We start from the raw sequence: 18,634 nt of genomic DNA on the forward strand, positions 1-18,634 counted from the left end.
CGGCGGGTTCGCGGCGACCGGGCGCGCATCGTCACTTCACGCTCGCCGTCTGGACTTTCGGCGTCGCGACCATCGACACGGCAACGCTCTTCGGCGGCTGTCCGGTCTGCGCATCGCGGCCGCGCTGAAGCTCGTAGAAGCGCAAGTTGTCCTGCACCGACGCCTTCGGCAGATCGCGCGACAGAATCGCCGCCGCCGCGTCGTCGTTGCCGAGCAGGCCGTACGCGAGCGCGAGATTCTGGCGGGCCTGCGGCGGCGCGGCGGGAAAACGCGTCACGTCGAGTAGGACGTTCGCGCCCTGACGCGGATCGCCGCCGAGCGTAAGCGACAAACCGAGATTCACCGAGAGCATCGGATCGCCGGGATTGGCGATCAGCGCTTCCCGCAGCAACGCTTGCGCATGCGCGTGATCGCCGGAGAGATCGAGCGCCGCGCCGAGGCCCGCGCAGGCGAGCGGATCGTTCGGCGCAAGCGTCAGCACACGGCGATACGTGGCGATGGCGTCGTCGAAGCGGCGTTGATGAATGGCCACGCGCGCAATGCCGATGAGCGGCGGTGTCGCCTTCGGTTCGATCTGGCTCGCGCGCTGATAGTAGACGCCCGCGCGTGTGTAATCGCCCACGCCGTACAGCGTGTTGCCGAGGCCGGTCAGACCCGGCACGGACTTCGGATCGGCCTGCAAGGCTTTTTCATAGAGCGAAGTCGCGAGGTCGAAGTTGCCGGATTCGAGCGCGGTGTCGGCGATACGCAATTCGCTCATCGTGCTCGGCGCGGAGTTGCGCAGCACGGGACGCGTATCGGTGACCTGGCGCGTGGTCGTCGTGCAGCCCACGGCGGCGAATACGAACGTGATCGCGCAGACGAGAATAGCGCTGCGAGCGGCCTGTTGAATGGATGACTTCATGTCGAATTTCCCGCGATGAACGCAAGCAACTGAATAACGGCAGGCCCCGCCGCGATCGCGATGATCGCGGGGAGAATGAACAGCATCATCGGCACGACCATCTTCGGCGCGAGCTTCGCGGCCTTCTCTTCGAGCGACACGATGTGCGCAACGCGTTCGGTGCGCGACAGCGTGCGCAACGCCTGCGTGATCGGTGTGCCGTAACGCATCGACTGCGTGAGCGTCGAAATGAGCGCGCGGATCGACGGCAGGTCGATGCGTTCGGCGAGGTTGTTGAGCGCGCGGGCGCTGTCGCCGGAGAGCTTGAGTTCGTCGGCGGTGAGCGAGAACTCGTCGGAGAGCGGCGGACAGATCGTCTTCAGTTCGTCGGCCACGCGGCGAATGGACACGCCGAGACTGTTGCCCGCGTTCGTGCAGATGACGAGCAGATCGAGCGCGTCGGGCAGGCAGGCGCCCATCGCCTTGCGGCGGCGCGACGCCTTGAACGCGACCACGTACTCCGGCACGATCATGCCGACGATGAACACCATCAGCATCGCGATGCCGCGCGCCGCCGGGTAGGCGCCGATCATCGGAATGTTCGAGCCGAGCATCACGGTCGCCGCGGCGCACGCGAGTCCGCAGAAGAACTTCACCGCGAGCAGGATCGACACCGCGAGATTGCTGCGATAGCCGCTTCGCACCATTTCCTTTTGCAGCTTGAGGCGGTACTTTCCGTCGAAGAACGGGATCTTGTCGCCGATGCGCGCGAGCCGGCGCAACGCGCGCTCGCGCAGCGACGTGGTCTCGCCGTCGACCTGCAGCGACGCGCTGTCGAAGCGATGCGTCGCAGCCGCCATGCGCGCGCGCTCCGCGATGCGCCCGCGCTTGCCGCCGTGCTTGTGCGCCCACCACACCGCAAGCGCGGCGAAGAGGCCGAACAGCATCAGCAGATTGACGAGCGTTTCGACGTTGTTGTTCGAGTTCATCGAGAAGTATCGAGCTTCGACATCTTGCCGATGACGATAAGCCCCATGGTGATGGAGATCGCGCCGAACGTGAGCAGCTTGTGCCCCGACTGCGTGTTGAAAAGCACCATCAGATACGAGCGGTTCAGGCCGTACATCGACCCCATGATGACCACCGGAATGGCGGCGAGAATCTTCGTCGTGATGCGCGCCTCGCCCGTCAGCGCACGCGTCTTCTGGCGGATCTCGCGGCGCGTGCGCACGATGCCCGACAGGTTCTCCAGCGTTTCGCCGAGCTGGCCGCCGGTCTCGCGCTGCAACAGCAGACACACGCAGAAGAACGAGAAGTCGGCGATCTCGATACGGCGCATCGCCACCGTCAGCACTTCTTCGAGGTCGAGACCGACTTGCAGCGAGTCGGCCATCAACTGAAACTCGCTTTTCAGCGGCTCGCCGCATTCGCTCGCCGCCGAGCCGATGACCTGCGTGACCGGCACGCCCGCGCGCACCGCGCGCACGATCATGTCGATGACATCGGGGAAGCCGTCGAGAAAGCGCTTGCGAAAGCGCTCGACGAGAAAGCGATACGCCTGCACCAGTGCGAGCACGGGCAAACCCAGCGTGACAAGCGGCTTGGTGAAATCGGGCAACGGCATGAACCTGACCATCAGCAGTGCGACGAGCTCGCCCGCGAGCGCCGCGACGATCACGATGCGCAAGCCGTTCGAACCCGACACCGTGCGCAGGCGCGCGAGACGCGGTCCGGTCCAGCGCGTGAGCGCGTTGTCGTTGCGGTTGACGCGAAAGACGTCGAGGTCGAGCTTGCCCGTCTGCGCGGCCTGCACGCCGTGCGACACGAAACTCTTCTGCATGCGCTCGCGGATCCGCACCGGCGGCTGGCTCTTGCGCATGTCCTGCATGATCACGATCATGATGCCGACGAGCAGCACGCAGGCGAAAGACGCGACCGTGAGGAGGTTGACGAGGTTCATGGCTTCATCGCGTCGAGCAGCGCGTCTTCCAGACCGTAATACGCCGCCCGCGCCGCGAACGCCGGACGCACCGCCGCACTCTCGAACACGCCTCTGACTTCCTCGCTGTATGCGCTCGCGTCGTAGCGGAACGTGAACAGATCCTGCGTGATGATCACATCGCCTTCCATGCCGACCAGCTCGGTCACGCGCGTGACGCGCCGCATGCCGTCGCGCATGCGCTCGATCTGCACGATCAGATGCACCGCGCTCGCGATCTGGCGGCGGATCGACAAGAGCGGCAGGTTGCCGTTCGCCATCATCACCATGCTTTCCAGACGCGTGATTCCGTCGCGCGGCGTGTTCGCGTGGATGGTCGTCATCGAACCGTCGTGGCCGGTGTTCATCGCCTGCAGCACGTCGAAGGCCTCGGCGCCGCGCGTTTCGCCGAGGATGATGCGATCCGGGCGCATCCGCAGCGCGTTGCGCACGAGATCGCGCTGCGTCACCGAGCCGAGGCCTTCCGCATTCTCGGGACGCGTTTCGAGACTCACGACATGCGGCTGGACGAGTTGCAGCTCGGCCGCGTCCTCGATCGTCACCGTGCGCTCGCCGTGGCCGATGAAATGCGACAGCGCGTTGAGCAGCGTCGTCTTACCCGAACCCGTGCCGCCCGACACGATGATGTTGAGCCGGCACGTGCTCGCGAGCTTGAGCACGTTGGCCATCGCCGCCGACATGTTGCCCTGCTGCGACATGCGATGCAGCGTGATATTGCGCTTCGAAAATTTCCGGATCGAGATCGACGCGCCGTGGATCGCGAGCGGCGGCAGCACGACGTTCACGCGGCTGCCGTCGGCGAGACGCGCATCGACCATCGGGCTGCTTTCGTCGACGCGCCGCCCGACGCCCGCCGCAATGCGCTGCGCGACGTTGATCACGTGCGCGTTGTCGCGGAACTTGCAGTTGGTCAGTTCGAGCCGGCCGTGCCGCTCGACGTAGACCTGATCCGGGCCGTTGACGAGCACGTCGGTGATGGTTTCATCGGCGAGCAAGGGTTCGATCGGGCCGAGGCCGAACATGTCGTTCAACAACTCGCCGACGATCTGCACCTGCTCCGAGATCGTGATGTTCAGACGCTCGCGCTCCGCGACGTCGAGCACGAGCGTCTCCACGGCGGGCTTCATCTGTTCGCGCGTCTTTCCGACCGCGGCGGACGGATTCATCGCGGCGAATACGCCCGCGCGAATCGTCTTGAAGAGGTCCGAGCGCACGAGCGCTTCGTCGCCGTCGGCGGGTTGCGAACGTGCGGGCGCGGGAGCAGGCACGGGCACGGCCGCCGGCTTTTCAACGAGCGCAAGCGGCGTCGCTTCGCCTTGCGGCGGTGCGCCGTCCGCGAGCTCGGACGGCGGCGTGACGCGCGCCTGCTTCTGTCCGAACATCACGCTCTCCTCAGTTTGAACTTGCTCAGGAACGTGCGTTCGACGGCGGCGTGCTGGCCGGTCAGATCGTTGGCGATACGCGCGATGGTCGACATGAAGTTGTTCTGGCCGCGCTCGCGCGGCGCTTCGCCGAGGTTCTCGGCGGTGGCGAGCGTCTTCGGCTCGAACTGTACTTCGTGTAGCACGGTGCGGCCCACGGCGGTCATGAAGTCGGCCTGCTGCACCTTGCCCGCGGCCGCGGCGTTCGGATTGTTGAGCACCACGGAAGTCGGCGGATTGTTGTCGCGGTCCTCGATATAGCGCAAAAGGCGGATGCTTTCGCGCGTCGAATGCACGGAGCGGTCCGCGACGAGATAGACGCGCGACGCGAGATCGAAGGCTTCGGCCGCCAGCGCGCCGTTCGGATCGCCGATATCGAGAATCACGTAGTGGAAGCTGTCGCACAGCAGCTCGACCACACGACGCAGCGCGCCCCGCTCGAACTCCTTCACGGCGCCGTAATCGATATCCGCCGACAGCACGAACAGGCGGCTGCCGTTTGCGACCAGCGTGCGCTCCACGTATTGCGGATCGAGACGATGCACGTTCTGCAGCACGTCGACGAGACCGTTGTTACTCTGCGTGCCGAGCATGCTGTTGGCCGCGCCGCCGCACAGCGTCAGGTCGACGTACGCGACGCGCCGGTGCGTGTCTTCGGCCAGATAACGCGCGAGATTGAGCGCGAGCGTCGTCACGCCGACGCCGCCGCGCGCGCCCGCGAACGCGATGGTCTTGCCCGCGCGCGCGAGCGTGACCGGGCTCACCTTGCCCTCGGACACGTTGACGGTGCGCTTCAGCAATTCGACTGTCAGCGGCTTGACGAGATAGTCGCGCACGCCGATCTTGAGCAGGCTGCGGAACAGGCCGACGTCGTTGCGCTCCCCGAGCGCGACGACCTGAACCGACGGCTCGCACACTTCGGCCAAGCGTCCCAAGTCGGAAAGCGGCATCACCGAGCCTTCGAGGTCGACGAGCAGAAAGAGCGGCGAACGCTCGATCTTCGACAGATGCGCGATGGCATCGTCCATGTTGCCGACGGCGATATGCACGTGCGGCATCGCCTGTTCCAGCACGAAGCTCTTCAACACCTGCTCGGTCTTGCGGTCGGCCACGAACGCGATGAAATCCGCGATGCGCACGCCCTGCTTGCCCTTGAAAAAACTGATCTCTGTGGTGCTCATGATGTCGGTCTGTTTAGGCGCTACTTCGATTCGCGCGACGAGCTCGTGTCGAGCTGGATCACGCGGCCGTTCTCGTAGCGGCGCATCGCGCTCGCGGCGGTCGCGCCGTCGGCGGGGCCGAGCGTCTGCGGCGCGACGATATCGGCCGGATGCGCGAGCTGCGCGGCCAGATTCGTGTAGGTTGCGCAGCCCCATTGCATCGACGGGCGATGCAGCCCCCCGTCGGTCAAAAGCGATCTGCGCGTGAGCGAGTTGCAATCGGGCGGCACGGCGTTCTTGCCGTCGTAGCCGATCACCGAATCGTTCGGCATGTTGCGCGGCGGCTTGAAACACCCGGAAAGGCCGCACGCGAGCGCGAGCAGCACGACGAGTGTCGGGTAACGGGTCGAACCGGATGAAAGTTTCATGACTGGGCGCTCAATAGACATAGCCCGCCGCGCCGACGAGGCGCGGTTCGGAAGCGGACGGCTGCGTAGCCCCCGCCTTGCGCTGGAAGCTGTACTCGACATCGCTCGAAGGCGAGATCAGCGAATCGAGCGGCGAGCGCAGCTTCGCGGAATCGGTCGGCTCGACGAGATACGGCGTCACCATGATGACGAGCTCGGTCTTGTTGTTCTGATAGTTCGACGACGAGAACAGCTTGCCGAGCACCGGGATCGAGCCGATGCCGGGCACCTGCGAGACGATGTCGGTCGTGTTGCTCTGCAGGAGGCCGCCGATCGCGAAGCTCTGGCCGCTCGCGAGCTCGACGGTCGTATCGGCGCGGCGCACCGAGAGGCCGGGCACGGTCACGCCGCCCGTCGTCACGCTCGCGGTCGAGTCGATCTGGCTCACTTCCGGGCGCACCTTGAGGCTGATGCGGCGCTCGTTGAGTACGGTCGGCGTGAAGTCGAGCTTGACGCCGAACTGCTTGAACTCGACCGAGATCGCGCCGTTGGTCTGCGAGACCGGAATCGGGAACTCGCCGCCCGCGAGGAAGCTCGCCGTCTGGCCGGACATCGCGACCAGATTCGGCTCCGCGAGCACTGTCAGCAGGCCTTCCTGATTGAGTGCGTCGATGAGCGCGCGGATATCGGTGTTGGCCGTCTTGAAGCCGGTCAGGAACGAGAACGCGTTGTTGCTCGGCAGGTTGATCGGATAGGTCACGCCGCCGCTGCCGTTGGCGATCGGCTGATTCAAGTTCTGAATCGCGCGGCCGCTGAAAATGCCGCCGAGAAAGTTGCCCGAGGTGCCGAGCGCCTGCCAGTTGATGCCGAGCTGCTGCGTCACGTTGCGGTCCACTTCGGTGATGCGCACGCGCAACTGCACCTGCTGCGGACGATCCACCGTCAGGCGGTTGATCAGCACTTCCTTGTCCGCGAGAAACGGCGTCACGGCCTGTACGATGGCGTCGGCATCGGCCGCGTTCGGCACCGCGCCGGAGATGAGCAGCGAGCCCTGGCTCGTCGTCGCCTGGACGTTCAGGTTCGGAAAGCGCGCCGCGATCATGTTGCGCACGGCGATCATGTCGCGCGCGACGATCACCGTGCGTTGCACGAGCGTCCGGTTGCCCGGGCCCAGCACATAGAGCGACGTCGTGCCGGTCTTCTTGCCGAGCACGAACACGGTTTTCGGCGACGGCACGTGCACGTCCGCGATCGACGGATCGGCGACGAACACCGACGTGGCATCTTCCGGCAGGCGCAGCATCGTGCCCTTGCCGGCATCGAGCGTGAGCGCGCCCTGCCCGGCATCGACGCCCGGCGCGACGGCGCCATAAGGCGCCGCAGCCGTGGTTCTGACGAGCGCGGGACCACGCGTGCGGGCCTGCGCGAGCTGGACCGCCGCGCCGCCCGCTTCTTTCGACGGTTTCGCGGCAACGGCCGGTTGCGCCGCCTGAACGGACCAGGCTAGCAGCACGCCGGCGCAGGCGAGCGCGAGATGCGCGCCCCGTCTTTCGATGCTGCGGAAGTCCAACTGCGTTCTCATGAGATTCGATCCTGGCACTGACTGCCTTGACTTGATGCTGCTGCGTTGTGCTTCATGCGACGGTGCGCCGGATGTCTATCGCGCGGGCACGCTCGGCAAGGGCGGCGCATCCGGCGACGCTCCGGCTTGCGCGACCGTCGAACCGGCTTCGCTCTTTTCCGAACCGCGGTAAATCGTGACGGGGCGCGGGCCCGCCGCCACGTGAACCGGCGCGCTGGCCTGCGGCGTGCGCGAGCGCGGCAGATCGCGCACGGCGCGGGAAATGTCGCCGGCCCAGATCGGCGCGCGTTGCACGGACGACGACGCCACCGCCGCCGACGCCGACGGATCGCGCGTATCGGTCGCGAAACTGCGCAGCGCGAGCGACAGCGAACCCAGCCGCGCCGCGACGGCCACGACTTCGCCCATGCGCGGCGTCACTTCGAGCGTCACCGTGCGGGCGCGCGTGATGGCCTCGGCGACGTCGCCGTTGACCTTCGGGCGCTTGATCTCGGAGCCGACCGCGAGCACGCGCACATGCTCGACCACGGTTTCGCTCGAGACAGCGAGATCCGGCGAATCGGTTCGGCGTTCCATCTGCTGCGTCAGCAGCAGATCGACGTAATCGCCCGGCTGGATGAGACCGGCGTTGCCGGACACGTCGTCGACCGCCACCGACACGGCGCGCATGTCCGGCTTGAGCGTCGCGGCGAGAAAGCCCGGCGAGTTCGGCAGGATCACGTCGGCGGACGTGAGCACCGCGCCGCTCTCGACCGGATGGCGCAACAGCGCGCCCTTAACGTCGGTGGCGTTCTGCGCGCCGGAGATGATTGCGTTGGGCGGAATCTGCGAGGCGGGCATCGTCTTCCATGCGAGATCTTCGTCGCGCAGCAGCAAGCCTTGAGGTAATTCCGCCGCGCTCACCTGCACCTTCTCGGTGGTGACCACATGTTCGGCCGGGCGCGAAGCACTCGCGACCACGACGCGCACGATCAGCGCGATGAGCAAAGCGCCGACCAGAAGCACGGCGAACTTGATGATGTTGGACATGAGCGCGCCGTCCTATCGGATCGCAAACAAAGGCAAGAGCGCCGGCAGCACGATGACGAGGCCGCCGCCGAGCGCGAGCGCCACGCCGTAGGGAACGCCGCGTGCGCCGGAAAACATCGCGAGCGCGCGCATCGGCATGAACCGTTGCACGGGATTCATGTGGCGCGTCGCGAGACTGATCAGGGACACGACGGTCCCGATCAACGAAATCAGGGTTAAGGCGGGCAAGGACAAAGCGAGTCCGGCCCAGAGAAAAATTACGGAGGCGAGCTTTGCGTCGCCTCCGCCCAGCATCTTCGCCGCGAACAACACGGCGCAAACCAGGAACACGCCAAGAGCGAGCAGCAGATGAACGATGACATCGTCGACCGGCATGCGGCGGGCGAGCGCATCGACGAAGAAGAGCATCCCGACGACGAGCACGATTTTGGTCGGCAGGCGTCGGGAGCGCACGTCGATGACCGCGAGCCAGAGCAGCACGCAGAGCACGATCAGGCGAATGGCAAGAGACAGAAGCTGCACGATGGTCTTGTTTTTGGTGGGCGGGCGGTGCAATCCTTAACTACGGACAATGAAGTCCGAGCAAGGCGCGCGCGTCATCAGCTCACTTTCTGTGCAGTCGTAACCTTATCGAACAGGCTGTTGAACATCGAGGTGATGTTGCTGCTGAATGTGGTCGCCATCGCGCCGAGCGCCAGCACGACGATGCCAGCCAGAACCGCATACTCCATCGCGCTGACACCGCGCTCATCGCGCACGAATGCCTTCATCAGTTTGCGCATTTTTCTTTCCTTCAAGGTTTAGGTAGGTGTGGACCCGGCAAAGGGATTACCGGGCAAGACACATCCTAGCCATTTCGGGAAGGAATAACTTCGCGAATTAAAGGCCGAAAATGGCCTCTTACCGGGCTTTAGAAACGCCTTGCGCGCGCCTGTCGGCAGACATTCGAAAAACTTTAGAGGGTGGATTTTTCTTTTTTTGCTTTTGCTTGACCGATCGGACGAGCGCCCAATCGTTCTGCGTGACTTTACCGGACTCGCGCAAAACGTTTGCGGATGCTTAGGAAAATGCATCCGGAGTGCACAGCGCGTGAAGGCCGCTGCGGAAATCCAAGATTACATTCTATTGGGCGCTTTTGTCACGCAGTTTGGGAAGCTTGCAAAAAAGTTATCTGTCGCGACTCAATGTTGTCTTGCGATGCAAGCTTAGCTATCGCGATTGTCGTCGCGTGGAAAGGAAGGCATTTCTATGTCCCTGCTCGCCGAACGCAAATCATCACGCGCCTCCTGCGCAAGCTTTTCATAACGCTTGCGAAAGATCACCAGTTCCTTTTCATCGAGTTCTTCGAGATCGAGCAGCGCGTTATGCGCCTTGTCGATCGCGCGGATCAGTTCGTCGAGCTTGATCTGCATCGCGGCGGTGTCGCGGTTCTGCGTGTTCTGGATCAGGAAGACCATGAGGAACGTGACGATGGTCGTCGACGTATTGATGACGAGCTGCCATGTGTCGCTGAAATGAAAGAGCGGCCCCGACGCGGCCCAGACGATGACGAGCACCACCGCGATGACGAAGGTCGATGCGCGCCCCGCGAGTCGCGCAAGCGCATTCGAGAACTTGAGGAACCAGGAAGTCTTCATTCAGCGTCTCCGGATATTCAGTTTCAATGCGGCGGCACGGCCGCGGCTAGAATACCGCTTGTGAACAGGAAGCCCGAACCCATCGATTTCCATGCGCCGTCCGAGATCGTCGCGCAACGCCTCATCGGCGCGATCGTGACCGTCGACGGCGTCGGCGGCCGCATCGTCGAAACGGAAGCCTACGACCGCGAAGATCCCGCCTCGCATAGCTTCTCCGGGCCGACGCCGCGCAATGCGGTCATGTTCGGGCCGCCCGCCCATGCCTATGTCTATCGTTCCTACGGCATCCACTGGTGCCTGAACTTCGTGTGCCGCGAGACAGGCCACGGCGCCGGCGTGCTGATTCGCGCGATCGAGCCGCTCGTCGGCATCGACGAGATGCGCGAGCGCCGCGGACTGGAACCGATCAAGCTTCTATGCTCGGGGCCCGGCCGCGCCGCGCAAGCGCTCGGCATCACGCACAGGAACAACGGCATGTCGCTGCTCGAAGCGCCGTTTCATATCGAGCCGCCCGAGCAAGACTTCCCGATCGTGCACGGACCGCGCATCGGCATTACGAAAGCGATGGACGTGCCCTGGCGCTTCGGGCTCGCCGGTTCGAAGTTCGTCAGCAAGCCCTTTCCCAAGGCGTGATGCGTCAGTCCGCCGGACGCAGCTTCTTCACTTCATCATCCGATGGCTGCACGCTCGCGCCGTCGACATAACGGAACGACGTCATCACGCCCTTGCCGTCCTTCTGGCCCGTCACGCCGACATACGCGCCCATCGTCGATTGATTGTCCTGCTTGCGATACGTGATCGGACCGAACGGCGTATCGACGGGCAAGCCCTTGAATGCGGCGGCGAGCTTGTCCGCATCGGGCGAGCCGGCTTTCTTCAGGCCGTTGGCGATCGACATCATCGCCGTATAACCGACGACCGAGCCCAGGCGCGGATAGTCGTGATACTTCGCCTCGTAGGCGGCGACGAACTTCTTGTTCTCCGGTGTATCGATCGAATACCACGGATAACCCGTGACGATCCAGCCGACCGGCGCTTCCTTGCCGAGCGGATCGAGGTAATCCGGCTCGCCCGTCAAGAGCGACACGACCGCGCGATCCTTGAAGAGCCCGCGCGTGTTGCCCTCGCGCACGAACTTGCCCAGGTCCGCGCTGAACAGCACGTTGAAGATGGCGTCGGGCTTCGCGTCGGCGAGCGCCTGCGTGACCGCGCCCGCATCGACGTTGCCGAGCGGCGTGGCCTGCTCCGCGACGAATTCGACATCCGGTTGCGCCGCCTTCAGCAAACGCTTGAACGTGGCCACCGCCGACTGGCCGTACTCGTAATTCGGATAGACGAGCGCCCAGCGCTTCTTCTTGAGCTTCGCCGCTTCGGGCACGAGCATCGCGACTTGCATGTATGTCGACGGGCGCAGACGATACGTGTACTTGTTGCCGTCCTGCCAGACGATCTTGTCGGTGAGCGGTTCGGCGGCGAGGAAGAAGATGCGCCTTTGCTTGGCGTAGTCCGCGAGCGCGAGGCCCGTATTCGACAGATAACCGCCGAACAATAACTTCACCTGCTCGCGCGCGACCAGTTCTTGTGCGACGCGGACGGTATCGCCGGGATTGCCGTTGTCATCGCGCGAAACGACTTCGAGCTTGTTGCCGTTCACGCCGCCCGCCGCGTTGATCTCGTCGAGCGCGAGATTCCAGCCGTTCTTGTACGGCAGAAGAAACGCAGGCTGTGCCTTGTAGCTATTGATCTCGCCGATCTTGATGGTGTCGGCGTGCGCGGCGAATGCGAGACTCGCTGCGATGGCGGCGAATGTTAGGCGCGTTGGCGTCATCGGGTTTCGTCCTCTCTGTTTGGATGTGATTCGTTCATACGCCGAGGAATTCGCGGCGCGCGGCATCGTCGCGTGCGAATGCGTCCATCGCGCCTTCATGGCGTATCTGGCCTTTTTCCAGCACATAGACACGATCGCTGACGAGTTCCGCAAAATGCAGGTTCTGTTCCGACAAAAGAATCGCGAGCCCTTCGCGCTTCAGTTCGAGAATCATATCGGCCATCTGTTCCACGATGACGGGCGCGACACCCTCCGATGGCTCGTCGAGCAGCACGAGGCGCGGATTGCCCATCAATGTGCGCGATACGGTAAGCATCTGCTGCTCGCCGCCGCTCATGCGGCTCGCGCGACGGCTGCGCATTTCGCCGAGATTCGGGAACACGCGAAAGAGCTTGTCTGGCGTCCATAACGGCGCATCGTCGCGCGGCGGCTGCCGGCCCGTATCGAGATTCTCCATCACGGTGAGGTCGCCGAATACGCGGCGATCTTCCGGCACGTAACCCAACCCCTTGCGTGCGATGCGATACGGCGCCATGCCCGCGATGTTCTCGCCCATGAACGACACCGCGCCCGATACGCGCGACAAGAGCCCCATCACGGCTTTCATCGTCGTCGATTTGCCCGCGCCGTTGCGGCCCATCAGCGCGACCACTTCGCCGCGACCGACTTCGAAGCCGACGTCGAACAGGATCTGCGCGCGGCCATAGAACGCGTTCAACGCATCGACTTTCAATAGCGTCATGTCGATGCTCCCGCGCCCGATGCCGCACGCGGCGCGAACGATGCGCCCGTGCCGAGATAAACCTCCCGCACGCGTTCATCGTTGCGAATGGCTTCTGCATCGCCTTGTGCGATGAGACGGCCGCGCGCGAGCACGATGAGCTTGTCCGCATGCGAGAACACCACGTCCATGCTGTGCTCCGTGAACAGCACGCCGATGTTGCGCTCTTTGGCGAGACGCGCGGTGAGCGCCATTAATTCATTGCGCTCCTGCGGCGCCATGCCCGCTGTCGGTTCGTCCATCAACAAGAGCTTTGGATGATTCGCTAACGCGATCGCCAATTCGACGCGCTTCACGTCGCCGTATGCGAGCACCGCGCAACTGCGCCGCGCGTGCGCCGTCATGCCGACGAGACCGAGCAAGGCCATCGCTTCGGCTTCGCTGAACGACGCGACGCGCCCGAAAAGACGATAGATGCGCCGTTCGCGCGACAGCAACGCCATCTGCACGTTTTCTAGCACGGTCATCGAGTTGAAGGTCGCGGCGATCTGGAACGTGCGGCCCACGCCCAGCCGCCAGATATCGCGTGGACGCATGCCCGCGATGTCGCGGCCGTCGAAACGGATCGCGCCCGCGCCCGGTTTGAGTTGACCGTTGATCATGTTGAAGCACGTCGATTTGCCCGCGCCGTTCGGGCCGATCAGCGCGAGCAACTGTCCGGCTTCGAGATCGAACGATACGTCGTCCACGGCCTGCACGCCGTCGAATGACTTCGACAGACGCGCGATCGAAAGCAGCGTCATTGCGCCTCCCGGAAGAAGCGCTCGCGCACGAAGCCCGCGATGCCTTGCGGAAACGCGATGACGAGCACGAGGATCGCCGCGCCGAGCAGCGCTTGCCAGTAATCGGTCTGACGCGCGACGGTGTCCTGTAGCCACGTGAACACGCTCGCGCCGACGATCGGACCCGTGAGCGTCTGAATGCCGCCGAGCAGGACCATCACGAGGCCATCGACGGAACGGCCCACGCTGATCGCCTCGGGCGAGATGTTGCCCTTCGAGAACGCGTAGAGCGAGCCCGCGAGCCCGCATACCAATGCAGCGACGACGAACGCGGCCCATTGCACGTGCGCGACATCGATGCCGATGGCCTCGGCGCGCAAAGGCGAATCGCGGCCCGCGCGCATCGCGAGGCCGAGCGGCGAGAAGAGCATGCGGCGCAGAAGCCACACGCCGATCACGGCGAACACGAGCGTGAGGTAGTAGAACGCGACAGGCGACGAAAGCCACGGCGACGGCCAGATGCCGAGTATGCCGTTGCTCCCGCCCGTCACGGCATCCCATTGGAAGACGACGGACCAGACGATCTGCGCGAACGCGAGCGTCAGCATCGCCAGATAGACACCCGACAGACGCACGCAGAACCAGCCGAACACGATCGCGCCGACGCCCGCGATGAGCGGACCGAGCACGAGCGCGGCTTCCATAGGCAGCGCGAATACTTTGAGAAACAGCGCCGCGCCGTATGCGCCGAGACCGAAGTACGCCGCGTGACCGAACGAGTGCATGCCGCCGGGCCCCATGATGAAGTGCAGGCTCGCCGCGAACAGCACCGCGATCATGATCTCGACGAAGAGCACGGGCATGTACGGGAAAGCATCGGCGGCGAGCGGCGCGAGCGCAAGCGCGATTACCGCGACAGTCGCGGCGATCTTCAAGTTGCGCGCGGCGGGACGCAAGGGCCGGTCGGCGGGCGCGGCAGTACGTGCGATCGTCTGTGCGCGCCCGAAGAGTCCCCACGGACGCAGCACGAGCACGACGGCCATCACCACGAACTCCGCGACCAGCGTGAACTTCGACAGCGAGAAGTCGATGCCCGCGATGGACACATGCCCGATGCCGATGCACATCGCCTTGATCTCCGCGATCAGGAGCGCCGCGACGAACGCGCCGGGAATCGAACCCATGCCGCCGACCACGACGACGACGAACGCATTGCCGATGGTGTCGATATCGAGCGACAGATTCGCCGACATGCGCGGCACCTGCAGCGCGCCGCCGAGCCCCGCGAGCAACGCGCCCACGAAAAACACGCCGGTGAAAAGCCACGCCTGATTGACGCCGAGCGCGCCCAGCATCTCACGATCCGCGCTCGCTGCGCGCACGAGCGTGCCCCAGCGCGTGCGCGTGAGCGCATACCACAGCGCGAGCAGCACGAGCGGTCCGATGACGATCAACGCGAGGTTATAAGCGGGCAGCGCATGGCCGAGCATCTGCACGGCCCCTTCAAGATGCGGCGAGCGCGGGCCGAACAAATCTTCCGGTCCCCACAGATAGAGCGCCGCATCGCGAATGATCAGCACCAGCGCGAATGTGGCAAGCAGATGAAACAGCTCGGGCGCGCGATAGATGCGCCTGAGCACACTCACTTCGATCGCCGCGCCGATCGCGCCGACGACGAGCGCCGCGCCGATCATCGACGCCCAGAAGCCCGCGACGCTCTCACCGAAGCGGCTCGTCAGGCTATACGCGACATACACGCCGAGCATATAGAGCGAGCCATGCGCGAAGTTGACGATGCGCGTGACGCCGAAGATAAGCGACAGCCCCGACGCGACGAGAAAAAGCGCGCAGGCGTCGGCGAGGCCGTTGACGAATTGGACTAGCAGGTTGGCGAGCATCGGGCTCTGTGGCCTTGGTGAGCGTATCGGCGGAAAGAGCCGACATTATCGATGAATTGAGCGACATGTTCCCTGCTCGACAAAATGGCCACGCGCGCGGCCGCTGGAAAAAACGTATTGACGGCGTTTATGGCTTGTATATGCTCATTGAAGGGCATTTGTCGGCATCGGCAATCGCTCTGCAAATCAACTCGCCAAACGAGTCTTATCGTGAAAGTCCAAAGCCCTCTGGCACGTCGGAGCCGCGGCTCCTGCGCCGATCGCTGCGGCAAGCTTCCCGATCGCCGCTTCCCGTCGGTTCTGACCGTCCTCTCTCGCCGCTGCGTGCGGCGTCGCAACGCCATTTCCGCGCGCGCGTTCATCGCCGTGCATTGCGTCGGCGCGGCTTCGCTGCTGCCGTAGCGCCTCTTTCCGCTTTCCCCTTTTTAACTGACTGGTCCGCGCGCGTGCGTCTGCACGCGTGAATGCGCGCGCCTTTCTTCTTTGCGCCTTTGCGATGTATCGCGAAGGCCGTGGAAGCGTGCGCGCCGTGAAAACACGAGAACGAACATGGAACGCATCGACGAATTCCTCCGCAAACATCGCATCACCGAAGTCGAAGCGATCATTCCCGACATGGCCGGCACCGCGCGCGGCAAGATCATTCCGCGCAGCAAGTTCGAATCGGGCGAATCGATGCGCCTGCCGCAAGCCGTGATGATCCAGACCGTCACGGGCGACTATCCCGTCGATGGCAGCTTCACCGGCGTCACCGATCCCGACATGGTCTGCGTGCCCGATCCCGCAACGATCCGCCTGATACCGTGGGCCACCGATCCCACGGCGCAAGTCATCCACGATTGCGTGCATTTCGACGGCACGCCCGTCGCGATTTCGCCGCGACGCGTATTGCGCGAAGTGCTGCGTAAATTCGCCGCGAAAGGCTGGCGTCCCGTCGTCGGGCCCGAGCTCGAATTCTTTCTCGTCGATATGAATCGAGATCCCGATCTGCCCTTGCAGCCGCCCGTCGGCAGAACCGGGCGCGCGGAGACGGGACGTCAGGCGTATTCGATCGATGCGGTCAACGAATTCGATCCGCTCTTCGAAGACATCTACGAGTATTGCGAGGTGCAGGAGCTCGAAGTGGACACGCTGATTCATGAAGTGGGCGCGGCGCAGATGGAAATCAACTTCATGCATGGCGACGCGCTCAATCTCGCGGACCGCGTGTTTCTCTTCAAGCGCACGGTGCGCGAAGCGGCGCTGCGTCACAAGATGTACGCGACCTTCATGGCGAAACCGATGGAGAACGAGCCAGGTTCGGCGATGCATGTTCATCAGAGCGTCGTCGATGAAGAGACGGGGCGCAATCTCTTTACGAATCACGAAGGCGAACCGACCGGACTGTTCTATAGCTACATTGCGGGCTTGCAGAAATATACGCCCGCGCTCATGCCTATCTTCGCGCCTTACATCAATTCGTATCGCAGGTTATCGCGCTTCATGGCCGCGCCGATCAATGTGCAATGGGGCTACGACAATCGCACTGTCGGATTTCGCGTGCCGCATGCGTCGCCGCAAGCGCGACGCATCGAGAATCGCATACCGGGCGTGGATTGCAATCCGTATCTCGCGATCGCCGCGACACTGGCCGCCGGTTATCTCGGCATGACTCGGCATCTTGAGCCGACTGAGCCGCTCGCGAGCGACGGCTATCGCCAGCCGTATCAATTGCCCCGCAATCTCGATGAAGGTCTCGCGTTGATGGGCGCGTGCGAACCGCTTGCCGACATGTTCGGCGAGAAATTCGTGCGCGCCTATCTTGCGTTGAAGGAAACCGAATACGAAGCGTTCTTTCGCGTGATCAGTTCGTGGGAACGCAAACATCTTCTATTACACGTTTGAGAAGGAGACGACGACATGAACGATCGAATCGATTCGACGGCGCATTACCGCGCGCTCGACGCCGCGCATCATCTGCATCCTTTCTCGGATATGGACGCGCTCAATCGAACGGGCAGCCGCGTGATCGTAAAGGGCGAGGGCGTGTACCTCTACGACTCGGAAGGCAATCGCATCATCGATGGCATGGCGGGGCTGTGGTGCGTAAACGTGGGTTATGGACGCCGCGAACTCGCCGATGCCGCGCTGAAGCAACTGCAAGAACTGCCCTACTACAACACCTTCTTCAAGACGACGCATCTGCCGGTGATCGAATTGTCCGCGCTGCTCGCGGAGATCGCGCCTGCGAAGTTCAATCGCTTCCTCTATTGCAACAGCGGCTCGGAAGCCAACGATACGGCGCTACGTGCGGTGCATCGCTATTGGGCCGTGCAAGGTCAGCCGATGAAGCGTTACGTCATCGCTCGCACGAATGCGTATCACGGCTCGACCATCGCGGGCGCGACGCTCGGCGGCATGAGCTACATGCACGAGCAGATGTCATCGAAGGTGGAGCATGTCGCGCATATCGATCAGCCATACTGGTTCGGCGAAGGCGGCGCGATGGATGCGCAAGCATTCGGCATCGTGCGTGCGCGCCAGCTCGAAGAGAAGGTTCTCGAGCTGGGCGCTTCGAACGTCGCGGCGTTCATCGGCGAGCCGTTTCAGGGCGCGGGCGGCGTCATCTTTCCGCCGTCGAGCTATTGGCCCGAAATCGAACGCATCTGCCGCAAGCATGACGTGCTGTTGATCGCCGATGAAGTGATCGGCGGATTCGGGCGCGCGGGCGAATGGTTCGCGCACGAGCATTTCGGTTTCGAACCGGATGTCATCACAATGGCCAAAGGTCTCACGAGCGGTTATGTGCCGATGGGCGCCGTCGCGCTGTCGGATCGCATCGCGGATGCCATCGTGAACGGCGGCGAATTCAATCACGGCTTCACGTACTCGGGGCATCCGGTCGCGGCGGCGGTCGCGGTGGCCAATTTGAAGCTGTTGCGCGACGAAGGCATCGTCGCGCGCGTGAAGCACGATGCGGGGCCGTATTTCCAGAAGCGGCTGCACGATGCGCTGGGCGATCATCCGATCGTCGGCGAGATTGCGGGCGCGGGGCTCGTCGCGGGCATTCAGCTTGCCGAAGATCGCGCGACGAGAAAGCGCTTTTCGAACGGTGACGATATTGGCACGATATGCCGGGACTTCTGTTTCGCGGGCAATCTCGTGATGCGCGCGAGTCACGATCGCATGTTGCTGTCGCCGCCGCTCGTCGTCACGCACGATGAGATAGACGAAATCGTCGACAAGGCAAAGGCCGCGATCGACGCAACGGCACGCATTATCAGGAACGCCGCTTAGCGGCGCGATTG

The 18,634-nt window shown here is 63.7% G+C and carries 19 protein-coding genes; 4 read left to right on the top strand and 15 right to left on the bottom strand.

Annotated elements, in window-relative coordinates; genetic code table 11:
• Nucleotides 1-31 precede the first annotated feature (31 nt).
• The 11 genes from NCS28_RS19475 to NCS28_RS19525 all read right to left on the bottom strand — a co-directional run bounded on the left by NCS28_RS19475 (nt 32) and on the right by NCS28_RS19525 (nt 10,118).
• Entirely contained in the window at nt 32-904 is an 873-nt protein-coding gene (locus NCS28_RS19475; protein ID WP_250515396.1) for a tetratricopeptide repeat protein, read from the bottom strand.
• A complete protein-coding gene (locus NCS28_RS19480) occupies nt 901-1,872 on the bottom strand; it encodes a type II secretion system F family protein (protein ID WP_250515397.1) in 972 nt (323 codons plus the stop codon). Before NCS28_RS19480 ends, NCS28_RS19475 begins: the two co-directional genes overlap by 4 nt.
• Entirely contained in the window at nt 1,869-2,843 is a 975-nt protein-coding gene (locus NCS28_RS19485; RefSeq protein WP_250515398.1) for a type II secretion system F family protein, read from the bottom strand. The genes NCS28_RS19480 and NCS28_RS19485 overlap by 4 nt, the downstream gene beginning before the upstream one ends.
• Nucleotides 2,840-4,264: a TadA family conjugal transfer-associated ATPase gene (locus NCS28_RS19490; RefSeq protein ID WP_250515399.1), complete on the bottom strand. Its 1,425-nt coding sequence runs from the start codon at nt 4,262-4,264 to the stop codon at nt 2,840-2,842. The genes NCS28_RS19485 and NCS28_RS19490 overlap by 4 nt, the downstream gene beginning before the upstream one ends.
• Complete coding sequence (locus NCS28_RS19495) at nt 4,264-5,484, bottom strand: CpaE/TadZ family protein (RefSeq protein WP_250515400.1); 1,221 nt, start codon at nt 5,482-5,484, stop codon at nt 4,264-4,266. Before NCS28_RS19495 ends, NCS28_RS19490 begins: the two co-directional genes overlap by 1 nt.
• A 20-nt stretch (nt 5,485-5,504) precedes the next feature.
• Complete coding sequence (locus NCS28_RS19500) at nt 5,505-5,891, bottom strand: CpaD family pilus assembly lipoprotein (RefSeq protein ID WP_250515401.1); 387 nt, start codon at nt 5,889-5,891, stop codon at nt 5,505-5,507.
• A 10-nt stretch (nt 5,892-5,901) separates the two neighbouring features.
• A complete protein-coding gene (locus tag NCS28_RS19505) occupies nt 5,902-7,452 on the bottom strand; it encodes a type II and III secretion system protein family protein (protein ID WP_250515402.1) in 1,551 nt (516 codons plus the stop codon).
• A gap of 75 nt (nt 7,453-7,527) precedes the next feature.
• Nucleotides 7,528-8,481: a Flp pilus assembly protein CpaB gene (gene cpaB, locus NCS28_RS19510; protein ID WP_250515403.1), complete on the bottom strand. Its 954-nt coding sequence runs from the start codon at nt 8,479-8,481 to the stop codon at nt 7,528-7,530.
• Between the two features lie 12 nt (nt 8,482-8,493).
• Nucleotides 8,494-9,003 carry an A24 family peptidase gene (locus NCS28_RS19515; RefSeq protein WP_250515404.1) on the bottom strand — a complete coding sequence of 170 codons (510 nt, stop codon included), beginning with the start codon at nt 9,001-9,003 and terminating at the stop codon, nt 8,494-8,496.
• Nucleotides 9,004-9,080: 77 nt separating this feature from the next.
• A complete protein-coding gene (locus tag NCS28_RS19520) occupies nt 9,081-9,263 on the bottom strand; it encodes a Flp family type IVb pilin (RefSeq protein WP_250515405.1) in 183 nt (60 codons plus the stop codon).
• Between the two features lie 423 nt (nt 9,264-9,686).
• Nucleotides 9,687-10,118, bottom strand: a complete 432-nt coding sequence (locus NCS28_RS19525; protein ID WP_250515406.1) for a low affinity iron permease family protein — start codon at nt 10,116-10,118, stop codon at nt 9,687-9,689.
• A gap of 60 nt (nt 10,119-10,178) precedes the next feature.
• On the opposite strand from NCS28_RS19525, the gene NCS28_RS19530 reads away from it, so the two are divergent.
• Nucleotides 10,179-10,751, top strand: a complete 573-nt coding sequence (locus NCS28_RS19530) for a DNA-3-methyladenine glycosylase (RefSeq protein ID WP_250515407.1) — start codon at nt 10,179-10,181, stop codon at nt 10,749-10,751.
• Between the two features lie 4 nt (nt 10,752-10,755).
• Here the strand turns inward: NCS28_RS19530 and NCS28_RS19535 are convergent, their stop codons facing one another.
• Genes NCS28_RS19535 through NCS28_RS19550 form a run of 4 tightly spaced genes read right to left on the bottom strand, consistent with a single transcriptional unit; the run spans nt 10,756 to nt 15,347 of the window.
• Complete coding sequence (locus NCS28_RS19535; RefSeq protein ID WP_250515408.1) at nt 10,756-11,946, bottom strand: ABC transporter substrate-binding protein; 1,191 nt, start codon at nt 11,944-11,946, stop codon at nt 10,756-10,758.
• A gap of 34 nt (nt 11,947-11,980) precedes the next feature.
• Nucleotides 11,981-12,694 carry an ABC transporter ATP-binding protein gene (locus NCS28_RS19540; protein WP_250515544.1) on the bottom strand — a complete coding sequence of 238 codons (714 nt, stop codon included), beginning with the start codon at nt 12,692-12,694 and terminating at the stop codon, nt 11,981-11,983.
• Nucleotides 12,685-13,470: an ABC transporter ATP-binding protein gene (locus NCS28_RS19545; RefSeq protein ID WP_250515409.1), complete on the bottom strand. Its 786-nt coding sequence runs from the start codon at nt 13,468-13,470 to the stop codon at nt 12,685-12,687. Before NCS28_RS19545 ends, NCS28_RS19540 begins: the two co-directional genes overlap by 10 nt.
• Nucleotides 13,467-15,347, bottom strand: a complete 1,881-nt coding sequence (locus NCS28_RS19550; protein ID WP_250515410.1) for an ABC transporter permease — start codon at nt 15,345-15,347, stop codon at nt 13,467-13,469. Before NCS28_RS19550 ends, NCS28_RS19545 begins: the two co-directional genes overlap by 4 nt.
• A gap of 14 nt (nt 15,348-15,361) precedes the next feature.
• Between NCS28_RS19550 and NCS28_RS33545 the strand changes: the two genes are divergently transcribed.
• The 3 genes from NCS28_RS33545 to NCS28_RS19565 all read left to right on the top strand — a co-directional run bounded on the left by NCS28_RS33545 (nt 15,362) and on the right by NCS28_RS19565 (nt 18,623).
• The gene (locus NCS28_RS33545; protein ID WP_502801217.1) at nt 15,362-15,811 is read left to right on the top strand and encodes a hypothetical protein; all 450 of its coding nucleotides are present in this window, start codon (nt 15,362-15,364) and stop codon (nt 15,809-15,811) included.
• Between the two features lie 85 nt (nt 15,812-15,896).
• Nucleotides 15,897-17,231, top strand: a complete 1,335-nt coding sequence (locus NCS28_RS19560) for a glutamine synthetase family protein (protein WP_250515411.1) — start codon at nt 15,897-15,899, stop codon at nt 17,229-17,231.
• Nucleotides 17,232-17,246: 15 nt separating this feature from the next.
• Nucleotides 17,247-18,623, top strand: a complete 1,377-nt coding sequence (locus NCS28_RS19565; RefSeq protein WP_250515412.1) for an aspartate aminotransferase family protein — start codon at nt 17,247-17,249, stop codon at nt 18,621-18,623.
• The last annotated feature ends 11 nt before the right edge of the window (nt 18,624-18,634 follow it).

This window comes from Caballeronia sp. INDeC2 (genome assembly GCF_023631325.1).
Classification (GTDB): Bacteria; Pseudomonadota; Gammaproteobacteria; order Burkholderiales; family Burkholderiaceae; genus Caballeronia.

Bases quoted from the DNA above. Each gene is read 5' to 3' on its own strand.
- cpaB (WP_250515403.1), bottom strand. From the start codon at position 8,481: ATGTCCAACATCATCAAGTTCGCCGTGCTTCTGGTCGGCGCTTTGCTC.
- NCS28_RS19480 (WP_250515397.1), bottom strand. From the start codon at position 1,872: ATGAACTCGAACAACAACGTCGAAACGCTCGTCAATCTGCTGATGCTG.
- NCS28_RS19475 (WP_250515396.1), bottom strand. From the start codon at position 904: ATGAAGTCATCCATTCAACAGGCCGCTCGCAGCGCTATTCTCGTCTGC.
- NCS28_RS19490 (WP_250515399.1), bottom strand. From the start codon at position 4,264: ATGTTCGGACAGAAGCAGGCGCGCGTCACGCCGCCGTCCGAGCTCGCG.
- NCS28_RS19485 (WP_250515398.1), bottom strand. From the start codon at position 2,843: ATGAACCTCGTCAACCTCCTCACGGTCGCGTCTTTCGCCTGCGTGCTG.
- NCS28_RS19505 (WP_250515402.1), bottom strand. From the start codon at position 7,452: ATGAGAACGCAGTTGGACTTCCGCAGCATCGAAAGACGGGGCGCGCAT.
- NCS28_RS19525 (WP_250515406.1), bottom strand. From the start codon at position 10,118: ATGAAGACTTCCTGGTTCCTCAAGTTCTCGAATGCGCTTGCGCGACTC.
- NCS28_RS19535 (WP_250515408.1), bottom strand. From the start codon at position 11,946: ATGACGCCAACGCGCCTAACATTCGCCGCCATCGCAGCGAGTCTCGCA.
- NCS28_RS19545 (WP_250515409.1), bottom strand. From the start codon at position 13,470: ATGACGCTGCTTTCGATCGCGCGTCTGTCGAAGTCATTCGACGGCGTG.
- NCS28_RS19520 (WP_250515405.1), bottom strand. From the start codon at position 9,263: ATGCGCAAACTGATGAAGGCATTCGTGCGCGATGAGCGCGGTGTCAGC.
- NCS28_RS19560 (WP_250515411.1), top strand. From the start codon at position 15,897: ATGGAACGCATCGACGAATTCCTCCGCAAACATCGCATCACCGAAGTC.
- NCS28_RS19495 (WP_250515400.1), bottom strand. From the start codon at position 5,484: ATGAGCACCACAGAGATCAGTTTTTTCAAGGGCAAGCAGGGCGTGCGC.
- NCS28_RS19565 (WP_250515412.1), top strand. From the start codon at position 17,247: ATGAACGATCGAATCGATTCGACGGCGCATTACCGCGCGCTCGACGCC.
- NCS28_RS19500 (WP_250515401.1), bottom strand. From the start codon at position 5,891: ATGAAACTTTCATCCGGTTCGACCCGTTACCCGACACTCGTCGTGCTG.
- NCS28_RS19550 (WP_250515410.1), bottom strand. From the start codon at position 15,347: ATGCTCGCCAACCTGCTAGTCCAATTCGTCAACGGCCTCGCCGACGCC.